Raw genomic sequence first — 17948 nt, 5'->3', positions numbered from 1 at the left:
CGATTCCGACCACACCGCCTTCCTGCCAATGAGTAGCGTTCCAGCCGTCGCCCCCTCCCATGCCTCGTCGCTCAAGGCGGACTACAAAGTGGCCAAAGCCCAGTTGCTGGAACGCTTCCGAACGGCCACCAACGTCGACGCGTTGATGGCCGCCCTCGCGCGCGCCACGGACCATTCGCTGCGCGCCGCCTGGGACACCTGCGAGCTGCCCGACGACCTCGCGCTGGTCGCGGTTGGCGGCTATGGGCGCGGCGAACTCGCGCCGCACTCCGACATCGACATCCTGGTGCTGTTGCCCGACGCGCGGCTCGAGCATCTGGACGCGCGCATCGAGCGCTTCATCAGCCTCGCGTGGGATCTCGGGCTGGAACTCGGCAGCAGCGTGCGCAGCGTGTCGCAATGCATCGAGGAAGCGGCCAACGACGTCACGGTGCGTACCTCGCTGCTGGAAGCGCGCCGCATCACCGGCAGCACCGCACTGTTCGACGATTTCGCTCGGCGCTACCGTGCGGCGCTCGACCCGAAGGCGTTCTTCCAGGCGAAGGTGCTCGAAATGCGCCAGCGTCACGCGAAGTTTCAGGACACGCCCTACGCGCTCGAGCCGAACATCAAGGAAAGCCCGGGCGGGCTGCGCGACCTGCAGCTGATCCTGTGGATCACACAGGCGGCCGGCTTCGGCAGCAGCTGGCGCGAACTCGAAGCACGCGGACTGATCACCGAGCGCGAGGCGCGCGAGTTGCGCCCACAACGAAGGCTTTCTGAAGTCGCTGCGTGCGCGGCTGCACGTGATCGCCGGGCGCCGCCAGGACATCCTGGTGTTCGACCTGCAGACGCCGGTCGCGGAAAGCTTCGGCCTCAAGCCGACCGCGACCAAGCGCGCGAGCGAGCAGCTGATGCGCCGCTACTACTGGGCCGCGAAAGCGGTCACGCAACTCGCGACGATCCTGATCCAGAACATCGAGGCGCAGCTGTTTCCGAGCACGAGCGGCATCACGCGCGTGCTGTCGGATCGCTTCGTCGAAAAGCAGGGCATGCTCGAAATCGCCTCCGACGACGTGTTCCAGCGCGAGCCGAATGCGATCCTCGAGGCGTTCCTGCTATACGAGCGCACCCCGGGCGTGAAGGGACTGTCGGCGCGCACGCTGCGCGCGATCTACAACGCCCGCGACGTGATGGACCAGCACTGGCGGCGCGATCCGGAAAATCGCCGGCTCTTCATGGAAATCCTGAAGCAGCCGGCCGGTATCACGCATGCGTTCCGGTTGATGAACCAGACGAGCGTGCTCGGGCGTTATCTGCTGAATTTCCGGCGCATCGTCGGGCAGATGCAGCACGACCTGTACCACGTGTTCACGGTCGATCAGCACATCCTGATGGTGCTGCGCAATCTGCGCCGCTTCGCGGTCGCCGAGCATGCGCACGAATACCCGTTCTGCAGCCAGTTGATCGTCAACTTCGACCGGCCGTGGGTGCTGTACGTGGCCGCGCTGTTTCATGACATCGCGAAGGGCCGCGGCGGCGATCATTCCACGCTGGGCATGGCCGACGCACGGCGCTTCTGCCGCCAGCACGGCATCGAAGGCGAGGATGGCGAGCTGGTCGTGTGGCTCGTGCAGCAGCATCTGACGATGAGCCAGGTCGCGCAGAAGCAGGACACGAGCGACCCTGAAGTGATCAAACGCTTCGCCGAGCTGGTCGGCACCGAGCGCCGCCTGACCGCGCTCTATCTGCTGACCGTCGCCGACATCCGCGGCACCAGCCCGAAGGTCTGGAACACGTGGAAAGGCAAGCTGCTCGAAGACCTCTACCGCACCACGCTCGCCGTGCTTGGCGGTGCCCAGCCGGACGAGCATTCCGAGCTGAAGTCGCGCCAGGAAGAGGCGCTCGCGCTGCTGCGTCTCGAAACCGTGCCGGAAGGCGCGCAACGGGCGCTGTGGGACAAGCTGGACGTCGGCTATTTCCTGCGCCACGACGCGGCGGACATCGCGTGGCAGACGCGCGTGCTGTACCGCCACGTCGAAACGCCGACGCCGCTCGTACGCGCGCGGCCGTCGCCGATCGGCGAGGCGCTGCAGGTGCTCGTCTACGTGAAGGACCAGCCCGATCTGTTCGCGGGCATCTGCGCGTATTTCGACCGCAACGGCCTGTCGGTGCTCGATGCGCGCGTCAGCACGACGCGCCACGGCTACGCGCTCGACAACTTCCTCGTCGCGCACACCGAAGAGGACGTGCACTATCGCGACATCGCCAATCTGGTCGAGCAGGAGCTGACCGCGCGCCTCGCGGGCCACGGCACCTTGCTGCCGGGACCGTCGAAGGGCCGGCTGTCACGGCTGTCGCGCACCTTCCCCATTACGCCGCGCGTCGACCTGCGGGCCGATGAGCGCGGCCAATACTACATCCTGTCCGTGTCGGCGAACGACCGGCCGGGCCTTCTTTATTCGATCGCGCGCGTGCTGGCTGAGCACCGGGTCGGCGTCGCCTCGGCGCGGATCAATACGCTCGGCGAACGCGTCGAGGACGTGTTTCTGCTCGAAGGACACAGCCTGTCGGACAACCGCCTGCAAATTCAGGTCGAGACCGAACTACTGCGCGCGATCGCAGTGTGAGATTTCATGCGAATCAAATTAACAGCGAAGCATCCGCGGCCGGCGTCGTCCGAACGCGCCCCTGTCCGCCCCGGCAGCGCGTCGGCGCGTAAGCCGACCCGTCCAGCGCGGCCGAAGCCATTCGAGGCCGAGGCCGGCGCGAAGCGCGAAGGCGCGGCATCGACGGGTGGTGGCGCGAAGCGGCCGGTCGGTGCGAAGCCGGCGGGCGCCGGTGCACGCGCGCCGCGTGCCGAAGGGTCGGGCGTGCGCGAACGGGGCGCGGCTGCCGCGGGCGCACCGCGCCGCTTCGAAGGTGCGGCTCAGCGAGGCGAGCGCGGAGAACGCGCGCCGCGTCGTTTCGAGGGCAACGCCGAGCGTGGCGAACGGGCGCCTCGGCGCGAATTCGGCGAACGGACTGAACGCGCGCCGCGTCGTCTCGAAGGCAGCGCTGAGCGTGGTGAACGCGGGCCTCGGCGCGAATTCGGCGAACGGACTGAACGCGCGCCGCGTCGTTTCGAAGGCAACGCTGAACGTGGCGAACGGTCGCCTCGACGCGATTTCGGCGAACGGACTGAACGCGCGCCGCGTCGTTTCGAAGGCAACGCTGAAGGTGGCGAACGGGCGCCTCGGCGCGATTTCGGCGAACGGACTGAACGCGCGCCGCGTCGTCTCGAAGGCAACGCTGAACGTGGCGAACGGGCGCCTCGGCGCGATTTCGGCGAACGGACTGAACGCGCGCCGCGTCGTTTCGAAGGCAGCGCTGAGCGTGGCGAACGCGCGCCTCGACGCGAATTCGGCGAACGGACTGAACGCGCGCCGCGTCGTTTCGAAGGCAACGCTGAGCGTGGTGAACGCGCTCCTCGACGCGAATTCGGCGAGCGTGGCGAACGCGCGCCGCGTCGTTTCGAAGGCAGCGCTGAGCGTGGCGAACGCGCTCCTCGGCGCGAATTCGGCGAGCGTGCAGAACGCGCACCCCGTCGTTTCGAGGGCAATGCGGAGCGCGGTGAGCGCGCACCGGGCCGCGACGCCGGCGAACGCCGTCCGTTCAGCGGTCCGCGTCCAGGCACAGGCAGGCCGTCGGAAGGCGGCGCGCGCGGCGATCGTCCGGTGCGCCGGGAGCGCGAGGCCGCCGACCGTCCGCGCTTCGGTAGCGATCGCGGTGAGCCGCAGGAGCGTCGCGGTGGCGATCGAGGCGCGCGCAGCGACAGCACCTCGCGCCGCTTCGAAAGCGAGCGTGGCGAGCGCAGCTTCGCGAAGCCGGCAAAAGGCGGCTACGGCGAACGCACCGAGCGTCGCGAGCGCCCTGCGCGCAGCTTCGACGACACGTTGCCGGCCGCGAACCGCCGCTTCGGCGACGACCGACCGGCCCGCGCCGCCAAGCCGCGAGCCTCGGCATCAGCAACCGCCCGCCCCGTCGACACCACCATCGACACCCCGCACCCGCCCCGCCGCGATCGCGAAGACGCGCCGGGCATGCTGCGTCTGTCGAAGCTGATGTCCAAGCTCGGCCTGTGCTCACGTCGCGAGGCCGACGAATGGATCGAGAAAGGCTGGGTCATGGTCGATGGCGAGCGCGTCGATACGCTCGGCACGAAGGTGTTCCCGGATCAGCGCATCGACATCGACCCGGCCGCCGAAGCCTTTCAGTCGAGCCAGGTGACCGTGATCGTTCACAAGCCGGTCGGGCTCGTGTCGGGCCAGGCGGAGGACGGCTATCAGCCGGCCATCACGCTCGTCACGCCGGAGAATCGCTGGGAAGGCGACCGTTCGGGGATCCCCTTCTCGGCGTCGCATCTGCGCCAGCTCGCGCCGGCCGGGCGTCTCGACATCGATTCGACGGGCATGCTCGTGCTGACGCAGGACGGCCGCATCGCGAAGCAACTGATCGGCGGTCACTCGGACGTGGACAAGGAGTATCTGGTGCGCGTCGCCTACGGCGATCACACGGTCGACGTCGAAAGCCATTTCCCGGCCGAAAAACTCGCGCTGCTGCGCCACGGCCTGTCGCTCGACGACGTCGCGCTGAAGCCCGCGCAGGTCAGCTGGCAGAACGGCGAGCAGCTGCGTTTCGTGCTGCGCGAAGGCAAGAAGCGTCAGATTCGCCGCATGTGCGAACTGGTCGGTCTCGAGGTGGTGGGCCTGAAGCGCGTGCGCATGGGCCAGGTGATGCTCGGCGCGCTGCCGCCGGGACAGTGGCGCTATCTGTCGGAAGACGAGTCGTTCTGAGGTCCGTCCAATGCGCCTCCTTGCTGAGAGCGGGCGCATCGGCACAACAAAAAACCCACGCACTTTGGCGTGGGTTTTTTGTTGGCGGCAGCTGTGTCAGTCGTCGCTATTCGTATCGAGATCCGGGAACAGGACCTCCGTAAAGCCGAACTTCGAGAAATCGGTAATCCGCATCGGATACAGCTTGCCGATCAGATGATCGCATTCGTGCTGCACAACCCGTGCGTGAAAACCCTCGGCGACCCGGTCGATCGGATTGCCGAACTGGTCGAAGCCGTGATAACGGATCATCGAAAACCGGCTCACCACGCCGCGCAGCCCCGGCACCGACAGACAACCTTCCCAGCTTTCTTCCATGTCCTGCGAGACCGGCGTGACGGTCGGGTTGATCAGCACCGTTTCGGGCACCGGCGGCGCGTCCGGATAGCGCTCGTTCGAACCGAAGCCGAAGATCACCACCTGCAGATCGACGCCGATCTGCGGCGCGGCGAGACCCGCGCCGTTCGCCGCGTGCATGGTCTCGAACATGTCTTCCACGAGCCGGTGCAGCTCGGGCGTGTCGAAGTGATCGACCGGCTCGGCGATTCGCAGCAGGCGCGGATCGCCCATCTTCAGAATGTCGTGAATCATCGGTGCCCCTCCAGGAGCTTGCGCATACCATCTTCGTCGAGTACGGGGATGCCGAGTTCCTCGGCCTTCGAAAGTTTGCTGCCCGCGTCGGCCCCCGCCACCACGTAACTGGTTTTCTTCGATACCGACCCCGCCACCTTCGCGCCGGCCGCCTCGAGCATTTCCTTCGCGTCCTCGCGCGACAGGTTTGGCAGCGTACCGGTCAGCACGACCGTCTGCCCGGCCAGCACGCCCTGCGGCGCCTTCGGCGCTGGCGGCTCCTCGGGCCACGTGACCTTGCCCGGCGCGCGCAGCTGTTCGATCACCGTGCGGTTGTGGTCCTCGGCGAAGAACTGGTGGATCGATTCGGCGACGACCGGCCCCACGTCGTTGACTTCGAGCAGTTCCTCCAGCGACGCATCCATGATCGGATCGAGCGAGCCGAAGTGCTTCGCGAGATCCTTCGCGGTCGATTCGCCGACATGGCGAATCCCCAATGCGTAGATAAAGCGCGCGAGCGACGTGTGCCTGGCCTTGTCGAGCGAGTCGAGCAGGTTCTGCGCGGACTTTTCGGCGAAGCGGTCGAGTTCCGCGAGCGTCGTGAAGCCGAGATTGAACAGATCGGCCGGCGTGCGCACCAGGTTCTGTTCGACCAGTTGATCGATGATCTTCTCGCCGAGGCCGTCGATATCGAGCGCGCGCCGCTGCGCGAAGTGCCACAACGCCTGCTTGCGCTGCGCCGGACAGAAGAGCCCGCCCGTGCAGCGCGCGATCGCCTCGTCGGGCAGCCGCTCGATCGCCGAACCGCACACCGGGCACTGCGTTGGCATCACGAACTCGCGCGCGTCGGCCGGACGACGCTCGAGCAGCGCGCTGACCACCTCCGGAATCACGTCGCCGGCGCGCCGCACGATCACCGTGTCGCCGATGCGGATGTCCTTGCGGCGCACTTCATCCTCGTTGTGCAAGGTCGCGTTCGTGACCGTCGCGCCGCCGACGAACACCGGTTCCAGCCGCGCGACCGGCGTGATCGCGCCGGTGCGGCCGACCTGCACGTCGATCGCGACCAGCTTCGTCAGCGCTTCCTGCGCGGGGAATTTGTGCGCGAGCGCGAAGCGCGGCGCGCGCGACACGAAACCGAGCGCATCCTGCTCGTCGCGCCGGTTGACCTTATAGACCACGCCGTCGATGTCGTAGGGGAGCCTGTCGCGCTTCTCGCCGACCGCGTGGAAGAAGCCGAGCAGGCCTTCGGCGCCCTGCACGACCGCACGCTCGCCATTGACCGGCAAGCCCATCTCCTTGTACCAGTCGAGCAGTTCGCTATGGGTGGCCGGCATCTCGATGCCTTCGAGCACGCCGATGCCATACGCGAAAAACGACAGCGGCCGCTGCGCGGTGATCTTCGAATCGAGCTGCCGCAAGCTGCCCGCCGCCGCGTTGCGCGGGTTCGCGAATTCGCGTTGTTCGGCGGCGCGCTGGCGTTCGTTCAGGCGCTCGAAATCGCGCTTGAACATCAGCACTTCGCCGCGCACGTCGAGCACGCGCGGCACGCGCTTACCCTTCAGCTTCAACGGAATCGAGCGGATCGTGCGGACGTTTTCGGTGACGTTCTCGCCGGTTGTGCCGTCACCGCGCGTGGAGGCCTGCACGAACACGCCGTCGGCGTAGCGCAGCGAGATCGCGAGGCCGTCGAATTTCAGCTCGGCCGCGTAGTCGACGGGGACCGGCGGCTCGCTCGCGTTGTTGCCGAGCGCGTCGCCGATGCGCTTGTCGAACGCGACGATGTCTTCGTCGGCGAAACCGTTGTTCAACGACAGCATCGGCAGATCGTGCACGACCGGCTCGAAACCGCTCGCGGCCTCGCCGCCGACGCGCTGCGTCGGCGAATCCGGCACGATCAGATCGGGATGCTCGGCCTCGATGCGCTCCAGCTCCTTGAACAGCTTGTCGTACTCGGCGTCCGGCAGGTCCGGTTGATCGAGCACGTAATACGCGTAGTTCGCGCGTTCGAGTTCCGCGCGCAACCACACGGCCCGCTCGGCCGGAGCGCTGGTTGCGGAAGGAGGGACGGAGGATCGGGCCATGCTGTCGGAAGCTTCTCGAGAAGAAAGTCGGACATCGGATTATCGCAGGAAGCGTGCCCCTTTACATCGCTGAATCGGGGCGGGCCGCGCTGCGACGCAAGCCGGAAACGACGACGGCCGCACATCGTGCGGCCGTCGTCAAAACGCGTAGAACGCTGCAAAAGGCTTACTGGCTGAACAGGCGCCGCGTGGCCGGCGAACCCGCCGGAATACCCGCCTGTTCGAGCTTCGCGTACAGCGTCATCAACTGTTTTTCGATCGCGAGCAGCGCGCTTTCCGGCAGCGGCCGGCGACCGTCGTCGACCACGCGTCCGCCGATGCGCTCGGCCAGCGACTTCGCGTAATCGCACATCAGCCGGAACGGCAGGATGTCTTCGTCGGCGACCGGCACGTCGAGCACCAGCGTGATCATCTCACCGCCTTTGTACGTGAGGTCGTCGCGCAGGAAGTTGGTGTCGCCGAACTGCAGCATGAACACCGGGCTTTGCCGCGAGTCGAGCTTGACGAAGCGCGTGCCGTCGCGCGACAGCAGCAGACCGTCCTGCGAGGCGACCGCCTGCACGTAGTTGGCCGACCACGGCGCGCCGTCCGACAGCACGTTGATCGACAACTGCGCGTCGCACTGGGCGGCAAAGCCGTCGAGCTCGCGCGCCATCGCGACGGTTTCGAGCATGTCGGGGAATTCCGGCGCCGCGTCGAGCGCATCCGCGAACTGCTGTACGCCGGTCACGAACTCGGAAAATTCGAGCTCGTTCAGCGCGCCGCTACGGTTCGCGAGCTGCGCGGCCGCCCGCAGCTCTTCATAGCGCGTGCCGTTCTGCAGCAGCTCCCACGCGCCGCCGCCTTCGGGTTTGCCTTCGATGTGCACGGGCTTGCTGCCCGCCCGACGCAAGCGCTGCGCGAGCGGAAGCACCTTGTCGCCGGCCACGGGGCCGTTCAGCCGGATCGGCACGATACAGTCGATGCGTCGATCGACGATCGCAGGCGGCGCCGACGAAATCGTCGTGGCGGCCGGCAGGATCGGTTCGACCCGCTCGTGCCCGGCGGACGCGGGCTGGGCCGCGGGCGCTTCGGCCGTGGGCCGCTTCGCGTGCGCGCCCGGCGCCGCCGCATGTTCGCCTTCGCCCACGGTATCGGCGTCCGCCGATGGATAACCGTTCGGCGACGTCATCTCGGCCTGGATATCGGCCGGCGTATCGAGCGGTGCGGCGCCCGCGCCGAACGTCGGCTCGACGCGCGCCGCGCTCGGGTCCGCGGCCGCCTCGGCGCTCACGCTCGGCTCGCGCCGCGTGGTCGGCCGGGCCGGCTCGATGAACGGGCTCTGCTCCTCATGCTCGTCCCGCGCAAAGCTCTCGGCGGTGTCGGCCGGCATCGGCCGCGGCATCTTGCGGCGCACCTTCGCGCCCTGCCACGCGTTGTACACGACCACGCCCCCCACCACCACGGCACCCGCGCCGATCAAACCGAGTGTCAACTCGTCCATGCATGCTCCATCAGCAATTCTTCTATCCGCGCGGGCCTGTCGTCCGCTCCACGTACCGCGCGGCGCTCATCGAGGCCGCTGCGCTGGATGCGGATGCCCGCGAAGGCGTTAACTCAAACGATATTCTGGGCGAAACCCGCCGCCGTTTCCATGTCGACCGCGACGATCCGCGAGACGCCCTGCTCCTGCATCGTCACGCCGATCAGCTGCTGCGCCATCTCCATCGCGATCTTGTTGTGCGAAATGAACAGGAACTGGGTTTTGTCGGACATCGCCCGTACCAGATTCGCGAAACGCTCGGTGTTGGCGTCGTCGAGCGGTGCGTCCACTTCGTCGAGCAGACAGAACGGCGCGGGATTCAGCTGGAACATCGCGAACACGAGCGCGGTCGCGGTCAGCGCTTTCTCGCCGCCCGACAGCAGGTGAATCGTCGAATTCTTCTTGCCCGGCGGCTGCGCCATCACCTGCACGCCGGCGTCGAGGATTTCGTCGCCGGTCATGATCAGCTTCGCCTGGCCGCCGCCAAAGAGACGCGGGAACAGCTCGCCGAAATGGCGGTTCACTTCGTCGAACGTGCTTTGCAGCAGCGTGCGCGTTTCGGCGTCGATCTTGCGGATCGCGTCTTCGAGCGTTTCGATCGCGCTCGTCAGGTCGGCCGACTGCGAATCGAGGAAGCTCTTACGCTCGGTCGCGGCCTTCAGCTCGTCGAGCGCGGCCATGTTGACCGGCCCGAGCGCGGTGATCGCGTTGTTGATGCGCGTGACTTCGCCCTGCAGGTACGACGGCTTCATGTCCGCCGTCAGCTTGGCTTGCAGTTCGGCTTCATCGACACCGGCCGCGGCCAGCTGCTCGACGAACTGCTCGCCGCTGATGCGCGCGGCCTGCTCCTTCAACTGCAATTCATTGATGCGGTCGCGCAGCGGCTGCAGGGCGCGCTCGGCGGTGAGGCGCGTTTCGTCGGCCGAGCGCAGCTTCGCGGTCAGGTCGTCGAGCTCGACGCGCGCGGCGCGCAGCGCCTCTTCTTTCACGGCGCGGATGTCGAGCGCGTCCTGCAGCCCGGTGTGCGCGGTCTGCTCGTTGATCGTTTCCAGTTCGGCGCGCGCGTCTTCGAGCGCGCCCGCGACGCGCTCGCTCTGCTCGTGCGCGACCTGGATGCTGCGCTTCAATTCGTCGATGCGGTTCGCCATGTTGCGCGCGGCGAAGCGCGCGTCGGTAGCGGCGCGGTCGAGCTCGCGTGCTTCGCCGCGGGCGGTCGTCAGTTCTTCGTCGAGTGCTTCGAACGCGAGCTGGTGGTCTTCGAAGCGCGCCTGCAGTTCGGCGAGCTCGCCGTCGTGACGCTCGAAGTTCGCTTCCGACTCGGCGCGCAGCGCCCGCTGCTCGTCGATCTGCGCGGCGATCTCTTCGAGTTCCTCGCGAATCTGCGTGCTGCGCTGCGTGTAGCGTTCGTGTGCCTGGGTGAGCCTCAGCACGTCCATCTGCAACGCGTGCACCCGCTGCGTCGCGCGTTCGGCCTGCTGGCGCAGCTCGGCGAGCGCCTGCGCGGCTTGCGTGTGCGCGGCTTCGGCGCGGATCGCGGCGGCCTTCGCCTCGTCGGCGAGCAATGCCTGCGCGCGCACCTGGCGGCCGAGGTTTTCGATTTCCTGCTGACGCGCGAGCATGCCGGCCTGTTCGGAATCGGCCGCATACAGCTGTACGCCGACGCGCGTGACCACGTGCCCCGCCTTGACGACGAACGCGCCGCCCTCGGGCAGCTGCGCGCGCATCGAAAGCGCCTGCTGCAGATCGTCGGCGACGAACGCGAGGCCCAGCCAGTCGGTCAGCACCGCGCGAATACCCGCGTCCTCGATGCGCACGAGCGACAGCAGCGAGCGCAGCGCGCCCGCCGCCGGGGCAGGCTGACCAGCCGCGGGCGGCGCGTAGAACGCGAGCTTGGCCGGTGGCGCGTCGGTTGCGAACGCCTTGACCCAGTCGAGATTCGACACTTCGAGCGCGGCGAGGCGCTCGCGCAGCACCGCTTCGAGTGCGGTTTCCCAACCGGCCTCGACATGCAGCTTCTTCCACAGACGCGGTAGGCTGCCCAGCTCGTGCTTGTCGAGCCACGGCTGGATCTTGCCTTCGGTCTGCACGTTTTCCTGCAACTGCCTGAGCGCGGCGAGGCGCGCGTCGAGCTGATGGATCTGCGCGCTTTCGGCCTGCACGCGCTCCTGCGCGGCGCGGCGTTCACCGTCGAGCCGCGGCAGTGTTTCCTGCGCGTCGGCGAGGCGGCCCTGCGCGTCGTGAAGGATTTCCTCGTGCTCGGCGAGCTGCACGCGCAATGCCTCGAGCTGCGCCTCGTCGGGCGCGTCGAGGCCACCCTGTTCCGATTTCAGCCGCTCATGGCGCTGCTGCAGCTGCTGCAACTGCTGATCGGCATTGCGCTGATGCGCGGCTTCGAGCTTCAGCGCCTGCTCGGTCTGCGCGATGCCGCCGCGCTCGGTGTTCAGCTCCGCCTGGGCGTCGCGCCAGCGCGCTTCGAGGGCGGGTAGCGCATCGTGCTTCGCGGCGGCGTCCTCTTCGGCGAGCACGGCTTTTTCTTCAGCGACGGCCAGTTGCTCTTCAGCGTCGGCAATATCGTCCTGCGCCTTGTCGGCCTGCGATTGCCACTGCTCGCGCTGCGCGGTCAGCGCGGCGATCTGCGCCTGCGCGCGGTTGCGCGATTCGACGATGAAGCGGATCTCGGCTTCCAGCCGGCTCACTTCCGCGTTCGCCTCGTACAGCGCGCCCTGCGCGCCCTGCATCGCGTCGCTCGCCGAATAGTGCGCGACGCGCAGCGTTTCGAGTTCCGCCTCGACTTCGCGCAGCTTCGCGGTTTGCGCCTCGAGGTCGATCTGCGCCTGCTCGATCGCGCGTTGCTGGCGCTGCTGCTCGCCGGCCGCCTCGTTCTTGCGCAGCAACCACAGCAGACGCTGCTTTTCCTCGCCGTCGCTTTGCAGCTCGCGATAACGGGTCGCGACGACCGCCTGCCCCTCGAGCTTCTCTAGATTCGTGCCGAGCTCGCGGACGATGTCCTCGACGCGCGTCAGGTTCTCGCGCGTGTCGTGCAGACGGTTCTCGGTCTCGCGGCGGCGCTCCTTGTACTTCGACACGCCGGCGGCTTCTTCGAGGAACACGCGCAGCTCTTCGGGCTTCGCCTCGATCAGCCGCGAAATCATGCCCTGCCCGATGATCGCGTACGCACGCGGCCCGAGGCCGGTGCCGAGGAAGATGTCCTGGATGTCGCGGCGCCGCGCCGGCAGATTGTTGATGTAGTAGCTCGACGTGCCGTCGCGCGTCAGCACGCGCTTCACGGCGATCTCCGCATACTGGCCCCACTGGCCGGCGGCGCGGCCGTCCGCGTTGTCGAACACGAGTTCGACGCTCGCGCGGCTGCCGGGCTTGCGGGCGGTCGAGCCGTTGAAGATCACGTCCTGCATCGACTCGCCGCGCAATTCAGAGGCGCGCGATTCGCCGAGCACCCAGCGCACGGCGTCGATGATGTTGGATTTGCCGCATCCGTTCGGACCGACCACGCCAACCAACTGGCCTGGGACCTGGAAATGCGTGGGATCGACGAAGGATTTGAAACCAGCGAGTTTGATCGAGGTGAGCCGCACGGCGATTTCGCTGTTTGAAAAGAGAGAGTGATAGGTGGCTCGCGAGGTTGCGCCAGTCGTTCACCGCCGCAGCGGGACGGCCCCGCGCAACCTCGCGAGCCTTCGCAATTTGGTTGCCGGCTGCATGCGCTCATGCATCTCTGAGGCACACACAGGTACGCATGCGCCGGCTAATGAGGGGGAATCATACCATCGCGCGTGGACGATTCTTACCGCCCTTTCGGCGGTCGTCACTGTCGCCGTCAGGGCCGGGTTCGTCACCGCGATGGTCGCCGCGTTTGCTACCGCATTGACCACCGCGTCCATCGTCGCCGCCGGGCCCCTCCGTGTCCCCGATGGCGGGATCGGGCGGCGCCAGTTTCGTCCGATGCACCCAGCTCGACAAGGCCGACGCGAGCACGATGCACGCGCCGCCGGCCCATTCGCGCGGGCCCGGTACTTCGCCGGCGAACAGCCACGCCGACAGCGCCGTCACGACGAGTTCGAACAGCATGATGATCGACGCGCGATTGGCCGGCACGCGCGAGAGCCCGTATTGCACGAGCATGTTGTTCGACGCGAGCAGCAGACCGAGACCGAGCACCAGCAGCGCCGCCGTGCCCAGATGCGCGCCGACGGGCGGCGCGGGCATCGGCTCGAACAGCGACGCGAGCGCGCCGAACAGCGCCGCGCCGCCGAAGATCACCGCGGTGCGCATTTCGGGCTTCATGTCCGGCAGCACGCGGCTCGTCTTCAGGATCAGCACGTTGCTCATCGCGAAGCCCATGCCGCCGGCGAGCCCGGCCCATTCGGCGGGATTGCCGGGTACCGGAATGCCGAGACGCGGCGACCATAGCATCGTCATCGCGCCCGCGAGCGACAGCGCGGCCAGCGCCGCGCCCGACCACGTGAGCCGCTCGTGCAGGATGAAATGCGCGAACAGCGCGGTCCACGCGGGCGTCAGATAGAACAGCAGCAGCACGCGCATCACCTGACCGTGGATAGCGCCCCACACGAAGCCGAGATTCGTGACGCCCGCGGCGAGCGCGAGCGCCGGCAGCAGCCAGTGCCACCGCACGGTCTTCAGCGCGCCATTCCGCACGAGCAGCACGAACAGGCAGCCGGTGCCGCTCGTGAGCGCGCTCGCGGCGGTGCCGGTCACCCCGAGCGCGGCCAGCATCCGCAGCGGATACCAGACCATCCCCCAGACCGACGCGCCCAGCATGATCGCGAGCGTCGGCCAGCCGTTGCGAAGCCAGTTGGTCACGGGGCGGGACTCCGACGGGCGTCGTGGGCGGGTCGTATGAGGGTCCAGCCGGCCGTCTCCTGAACTGCTGCGTACATTGCTGCTCCTGCGTATTCTTTTACACGAACCGTGGCGGATTTCGCGCCGTTCCCGCCGCGGCGCCCCGGTGTGCCGCCTCGCGGATTGCTCCCGCGCCGCGCGCCTGGCTCCCGCCTGGTCCGCGGGCGCGCCACGCTATAATCGTCCGTTCGCCGCCGCCCGCCGGCGCGCGTGCCCGGTTGTCCCGCCATTCGTCCGCGTCCATCCCGATCAGGCCATTTCGTCCGTGAATCCGCTACTCGACTCCCTTCAGCCCTATCCGTTCGAAAAGCTGCGCCTGCTTTTCAAGGACGTCACGCCGCCGGCCGGCCTTGCGCACATCAGCTTCGGCATCGGCGAGCCGAAACATCCAACCCCGCCGCTGATCCGCGACGCCGTCATCGACTCGCTCGGCGGCCTCGCCGCGTATCCGGCCACCCTCGGCTCGGCGCCGCTGCGCGAGTCGATCGCGAAATGGGTCACGCAACGCTACGACCTGCCGCCGCTCGATCCGCTGACCGAGGTGCTGCCGGTGGCGGGCTCGCGCGAGGCGCTGTTCGCGCTCGCGCAGACGGTGCTCAATCCGCGCCGCGATGCTGACGGCGAGCCTGCGATCGTACTCTGTCCGAACCCGTTCTACCAAATCTACGAAGGCGCGGCGCTGCTCGGCGGCGCGCAGCCGTACTTCGTCAACAGCGACCCGGCGCGCAACTTCGCGTGCGACTACTCGGCGGTGCCCGCCGACGTGTGGGCCCGCACGCAACTGCTGTACGTCTGCTCGCCGGGCAACCCGACCGGCGCCGTGCTCACGCTCGACGACTGGCGCGAGCTGTTCGCGCTATCGGAGCGCTACGGCTTCGTGATCGCTTCGGACGAGTGCTACTCGGAAATCTATTTCGACGAGTCGACGCCGCCGCTCGGCGGACTGGAAGCCGCGCACAAGCTCGGACGCGGCTTCGAGCGCCTCGTGATGCTGTCGAGTCTGTCGAAGCGCTCGAACGTGCCGGGCATGCGCTCGGGCTTCGTCGCCGGCGACGCCGCGATTCTCAAGGCATTCCTGCTGTACCGCACGTACCACGGCACGGCGCTGTCGACCGTGTTCCAAAGCGCGAGCGTGGTCGCATGGAGCGACGAGACGCACGTGCGCGAGAACCGCGCCAGGTACCTGCGCAAGTTCACGACCGTCACGCCGATGCTCGCCGACGTGCTCGACGTGCGGCTGCCCGACGCCGCGTTCTACCTGTGGGCCAACGTCGAGCGCACCGGCCTCACGGACACCGAGTTCGCCCAGCGCCTCTACGCCGACTATAATGTGACGGTTCTGCCGGGCTCGTTCCTCGCGCGCACCGCGCACGGCGTGAACCCCGGCCGCAATTTCGTGCGCCTCGCGCTCGTCGCCGACGTCGACGAATGCACGGCGGGCGCGCAGCGGATCGTCGAATTCTGCCGCTCGCTCAGTGTCAACTGAGTTCAGCCTGAGCCTCGCTTGAGCTACACGGCATGCCCTTCTTCAGACTTCAACCCTTCAGATAATCACGCCTATGTCGCAACAACTTCAGAGCATCATCGATACCGCCTGGGACAACCGCGCCGAACTGTCGCCGAAAGCCGCGCCGGCAGAAGTGCGCGAAGCCGTCGCCCATGCGATCGAGCAACTCGATAAGGGCGCGCTGCGCGTCGCCGAAAAGAAGGACGGCGACTGGGTCGTCAACCAGTGGCTGAAGAAGGCCGTGCTGCTGTCGTTCCGTCTGGAAGACAACGCGCCGATGCCGGCCGGCGGCTACAGCCAGTTCTACGACAAGGTGCCGTCGAAGTTCGCGAACTACACCGCTGAAGACTTCGCCGCCGGCGGCTTCCGCGTGGTGCCGCCCGCGATCGCGCGCCGCGGCTCGTTCATCGCGAAGAACGTCGTGCTGATGCCGTCGTACACCAACATCGGCGCGTACGTCGACGAAGGCACGATGGTCGACACGTGGGCCACCGTCGGCTCGTGCGCGCAGATCGGCAAGAACGTGCACCTGTCGGGCGGCGTCGGCATCGGCGGCGTGCTGGAGCCGCTGCAGGCCAACCCCGTCATCATCGAAGACAACTGCTTCATTGGCGCGCGCTCGGAAGTCGTCGAAGGCGTGATCGTCGAGGAAAACTCGGTGATCTCGATGGGCGTGTACCTCGGCCAGAGCACCAGGATTTACGACCGCGAAACCGGCGCAGTCACGTACGGCCGCATTCCGGCGGGATCGGTCGTGGTGGCGGGCAACCTGCCGTCGAAGGACGGCACGCACAGCCTGTACTGCGCGGTCATCGTCAAGAAGGTCGACGCGAAGACGCGCGCGAAGGTCGGCCTGAACGAGTTGCTGCGAGGCGATTGATGGCGCGCGGCACCAAAACCGTCGTCTACGGCATTCCGAACTGCGACACCGTGAAGAAGGCCCGTGTGTGGCTCGAAGAGCACGGCGTCGAGTTCGAGTTCCACGACTTCAAGAAGGCCGGCGTGACCGAGCCGCTCGTGCAGGACTGGCTCAAGGACGTCAAGCTCGACGCGCTGCTGAACCGCCGCGGCACGACGTGGCGCGCTCTGTCCGACGACATGAAGGCGGCCGCGGAAACGCAGCCGGGCGCGATCGCGCTGATGATCCACAAGCCGTCGGTGATCAAGCGGCCGGTGCTGGTCGTGAACGGGCGGGTGAAGTCGCTCGGCTTTTCGGCGGACGAGTACGCGGCGCTGTTTGTCTGAGCGCGGCGCTGAAGCGCCAGGCTCCAGCACGAGGTAGTCGAACGCGCGGCCTCGCGCCGCGTCGTTCAAAGGCTGTTGCCGGCTGCGGTGCCTCACCGCGAGCCGGCATTTTTTCATTTCAAAGTGGCTTGTACTGAATCCATGTCCGGCACCCTCGCCCTTACCGAACAACTGATCGCGCGCGCGTCCGTCACGCCCGACGATCAGCATTGCCAGCGTCTCCTGATCGAGCGCCTCGCCGCGCTCGGCTTCGAGCACGAGACGATCGAATCCAACGGCGTGACCAACCTGTGGGCCGTCAAACGCGGCGTCGACGGAACGCAAGGCAAGCTGCTCGCGTTCGCCGGCCACACCGACGTGGTACCGACCGGCCCGCTCGAACAGTGGCGCTCGGCGCCGTTCGAGCCGACCCAGCGCGACGGCAAGCTGTACGGCCGCGGCGCGGCGGACATGAAGGCGTCGATCGCCGGCTTCGTCGTCGCGAGTGAGGAGTTCGTCGCCGCGCACCCCGAGCACCGCGGCTCGATCGCGTTCCTGATCACGAGCGACGAGGAAGGTCCCGCCACCGACGGCACCGTCAAGGTCGTCGAAGCATTGCAGCAGCGCGGTGAGCGCATGGACTACTGCATCGTTGGCGAGCCGACCTCGAGCGAGCGTTTCGGCGACATGGTCAAGAACGGCCGGCGCGGCTCGATGTCGGGCAAGCTGATCGTCAAGGGCGTGCAGGGCCATATCGCCTACCCGCATCTGGCGAAGAATCCGGTGCACCTGCTGGCGCCAGCGCTCGCCGAACTCGTCGCCGAGCGCTGGGACGAAGGCAACGAATATTTCCCGCCGACCACCTGGCAGGTGTCGAACCTCCACAGCGGCGCCGGCGCGACCAACGTGATCCCCGGCCACGCGGACGTGATGTTCAACTTCCGCTTCTCGACCGCGAGCACCGTCGAAGGACTGCAAAAGCGCGTGCATGCGATTCTCGACAAACACGGCCTCGAATACGAACTGCAATGGACCGTGAGCGGCCTGCCATTTCTCACCCCGAGCGGCGAGCTGTCGAGCGCGCTCGCGCAGGCGATCAAGGACGAAACCGGCGTGGACACCGAACTGTCGACCACCGGCGGCACGTCGGACGGCCGCTTCATCGCGCGCATCTGCAAGCAGGTGATCGAGTTCGGCCCGCTGAACGCGAGCATCCATAAGATCGACGAACATATCGAAGTCGCCCATATCGAGCCGCTGAAGAACGTGTATCGCCGCGTGCTCGAACAACTGATCGCGTAACCTGGAAC

General features: G+C 67.4%; 10 protein-coding genes and 1 pseudogene. 6 read left to right on the top strand and 5 right to left on the bottom strand.

The window, feature by feature from the left end; translation table 11 throughout:
- The first annotated feature begins 28 nt into the window (after positions 1-28).
- Positions 29-2609 (top strand): annotated as a pseudogene (locus OKW30_RS07565) ([protein-PII] uridylyltransferase).
- A gap of 6 nt (positions 2610-2615) precedes the next feature.
- The gene (locus OKW30_RS07560; RefSeq protein ID WP_429346404.1) at positions 2616-4814 is read left to right on the top strand and encodes a pseudouridine synthase; all 2199 of its coding nucleotides are present in this window, start codon (positions 2616-2618) and stop codon (positions 4812-4814) included.
- Positions 4815-4910: 96 nt separating this feature from the next.
- Here OKW30_RS07560 and def read toward each other — a convergent pair whose 3' ends face one another.
- The 5 genes from def to OKW30_RS07535 form a co-directional block, all read right to left on the bottom strand.
- On the bottom strand, positions 4911-5444 hold the full coding sequence (def, locus tag OKW30_RS07555; protein WP_090800596.1) for a peptide deformylase: 534 nt from the start codon (positions 5442-5444) through the stop codon (positions 4911-4913).
- Positions 5441-7507, bottom strand: coding sequence for an NAD-dependent DNA ligase LigA (ligA, locus tag OKW30_RS07550; protein WP_429346403.1), 2067 nt, complete (start codon positions 7505-7507; stop codon positions 5441-5443). Before ligA ends, def begins: the two co-directional genes overlap by 4 nt.
- A gap of 166 nt (positions 7508-7673) precedes the next feature.
- Positions 7674-8990: a cell division protein ZipA C-terminal FtsZ-binding domain-containing protein gene (locus tag OKW30_RS07545; protein ID WP_184066197.1), complete on the bottom strand. Its 1317-nt coding sequence runs from the start codon at positions 8988-8990 to the stop codon at positions 7674-7676.
- Positions 8991-9103: 113 nt separating this feature from the next.
- Positions 9104-12622: a chromosome segregation protein SMC gene (gene smc, locus OKW30_RS07540; RefSeq protein WP_429346402.1), complete on the bottom strand. Its 3519-nt coding sequence runs from the start codon at positions 12620-12622 to the stop codon at positions 9104-9106.
- A gap of 184 nt (positions 12623-12806) precedes the next feature.
- Positions 12807-13868, bottom strand: a complete 1062-nt coding sequence (locus OKW30_RS07535) for a DMT family transporter (protein ID WP_187615382.1) — start codon at positions 13866-13868, stop codon at positions 12807-12809.
- A 304-nt stretch (positions 13869-14172) separates the two neighbouring features.
- Between OKW30_RS07535 and dapC the strand changes: the two genes are divergently transcribed.
- The 4 genes from dapC to dapE all read left to right on the top strand — a co-directional run bounded on the left by dapC (position 14173) and on the right by dapE (position 17940).
- Positions 14173-15393 carry a succinyldiaminopimelate transaminase gene (gene dapC / locus OKW30_RS07530; RefSeq protein ID WP_429346401.1) on the top strand — a complete coding sequence of 407 codons (1221 nt, stop codon included), beginning with the start codon at positions 14173-14175 and terminating at the stop codon, positions 15391-15393.
- Between the two features lie 73 nt (positions 15394-15466).
- Positions 15467-16294, top strand: coding sequence for a 2,3,4,5-tetrahydropyridine-2,6-dicarboxylate N-succinyltransferase (gene dapD, locus OKW30_RS07525; protein ID WP_184066209.1), 828 nt, complete (start codon positions 15467-15469; stop codon positions 16292-16294).
- Positions 16294-16659 (top strand): ArsC family reductase, encoded by a 366-nt coding sequence (locus OKW30_RS07520; RefSeq protein WP_018417635.1) that lies wholly within the window; start codon positions 16294-16296, stop codon positions 16657-16659. The genes dapD and OKW30_RS07520 overlap by 1 nt, the downstream gene beginning before the upstream one ends.
- 141 nt (positions 16660-16800) lie before the next feature.
- On the top strand, positions 16801-17940 hold the full coding sequence (gene dapE / locus OKW30_RS07515) for a succinyl-diaminopimelate desuccinylase (protein WP_429346400.1): 1140 nt from the start codon (positions 16801-16803) through the stop codon (positions 17938-17940).
- Positions 17941-17948: the final 8 nt, after the last annotated feature.

Origin of the sequence: Paraburkholderia sp. Clong3, assembly GCF_050436485.1 — a bacterium.
Lineage (GTDB): Bacteria > Pseudomonadota > Gammaproteobacteria > Burkholderiales > Burkholderiaceae > Paraburkholderia > Paraburkholderia tuberum.
Note: the sequence above shows the minus strand (reverse complement) of the source record. Positions and strands in the feature narration are given on the sequence as shown.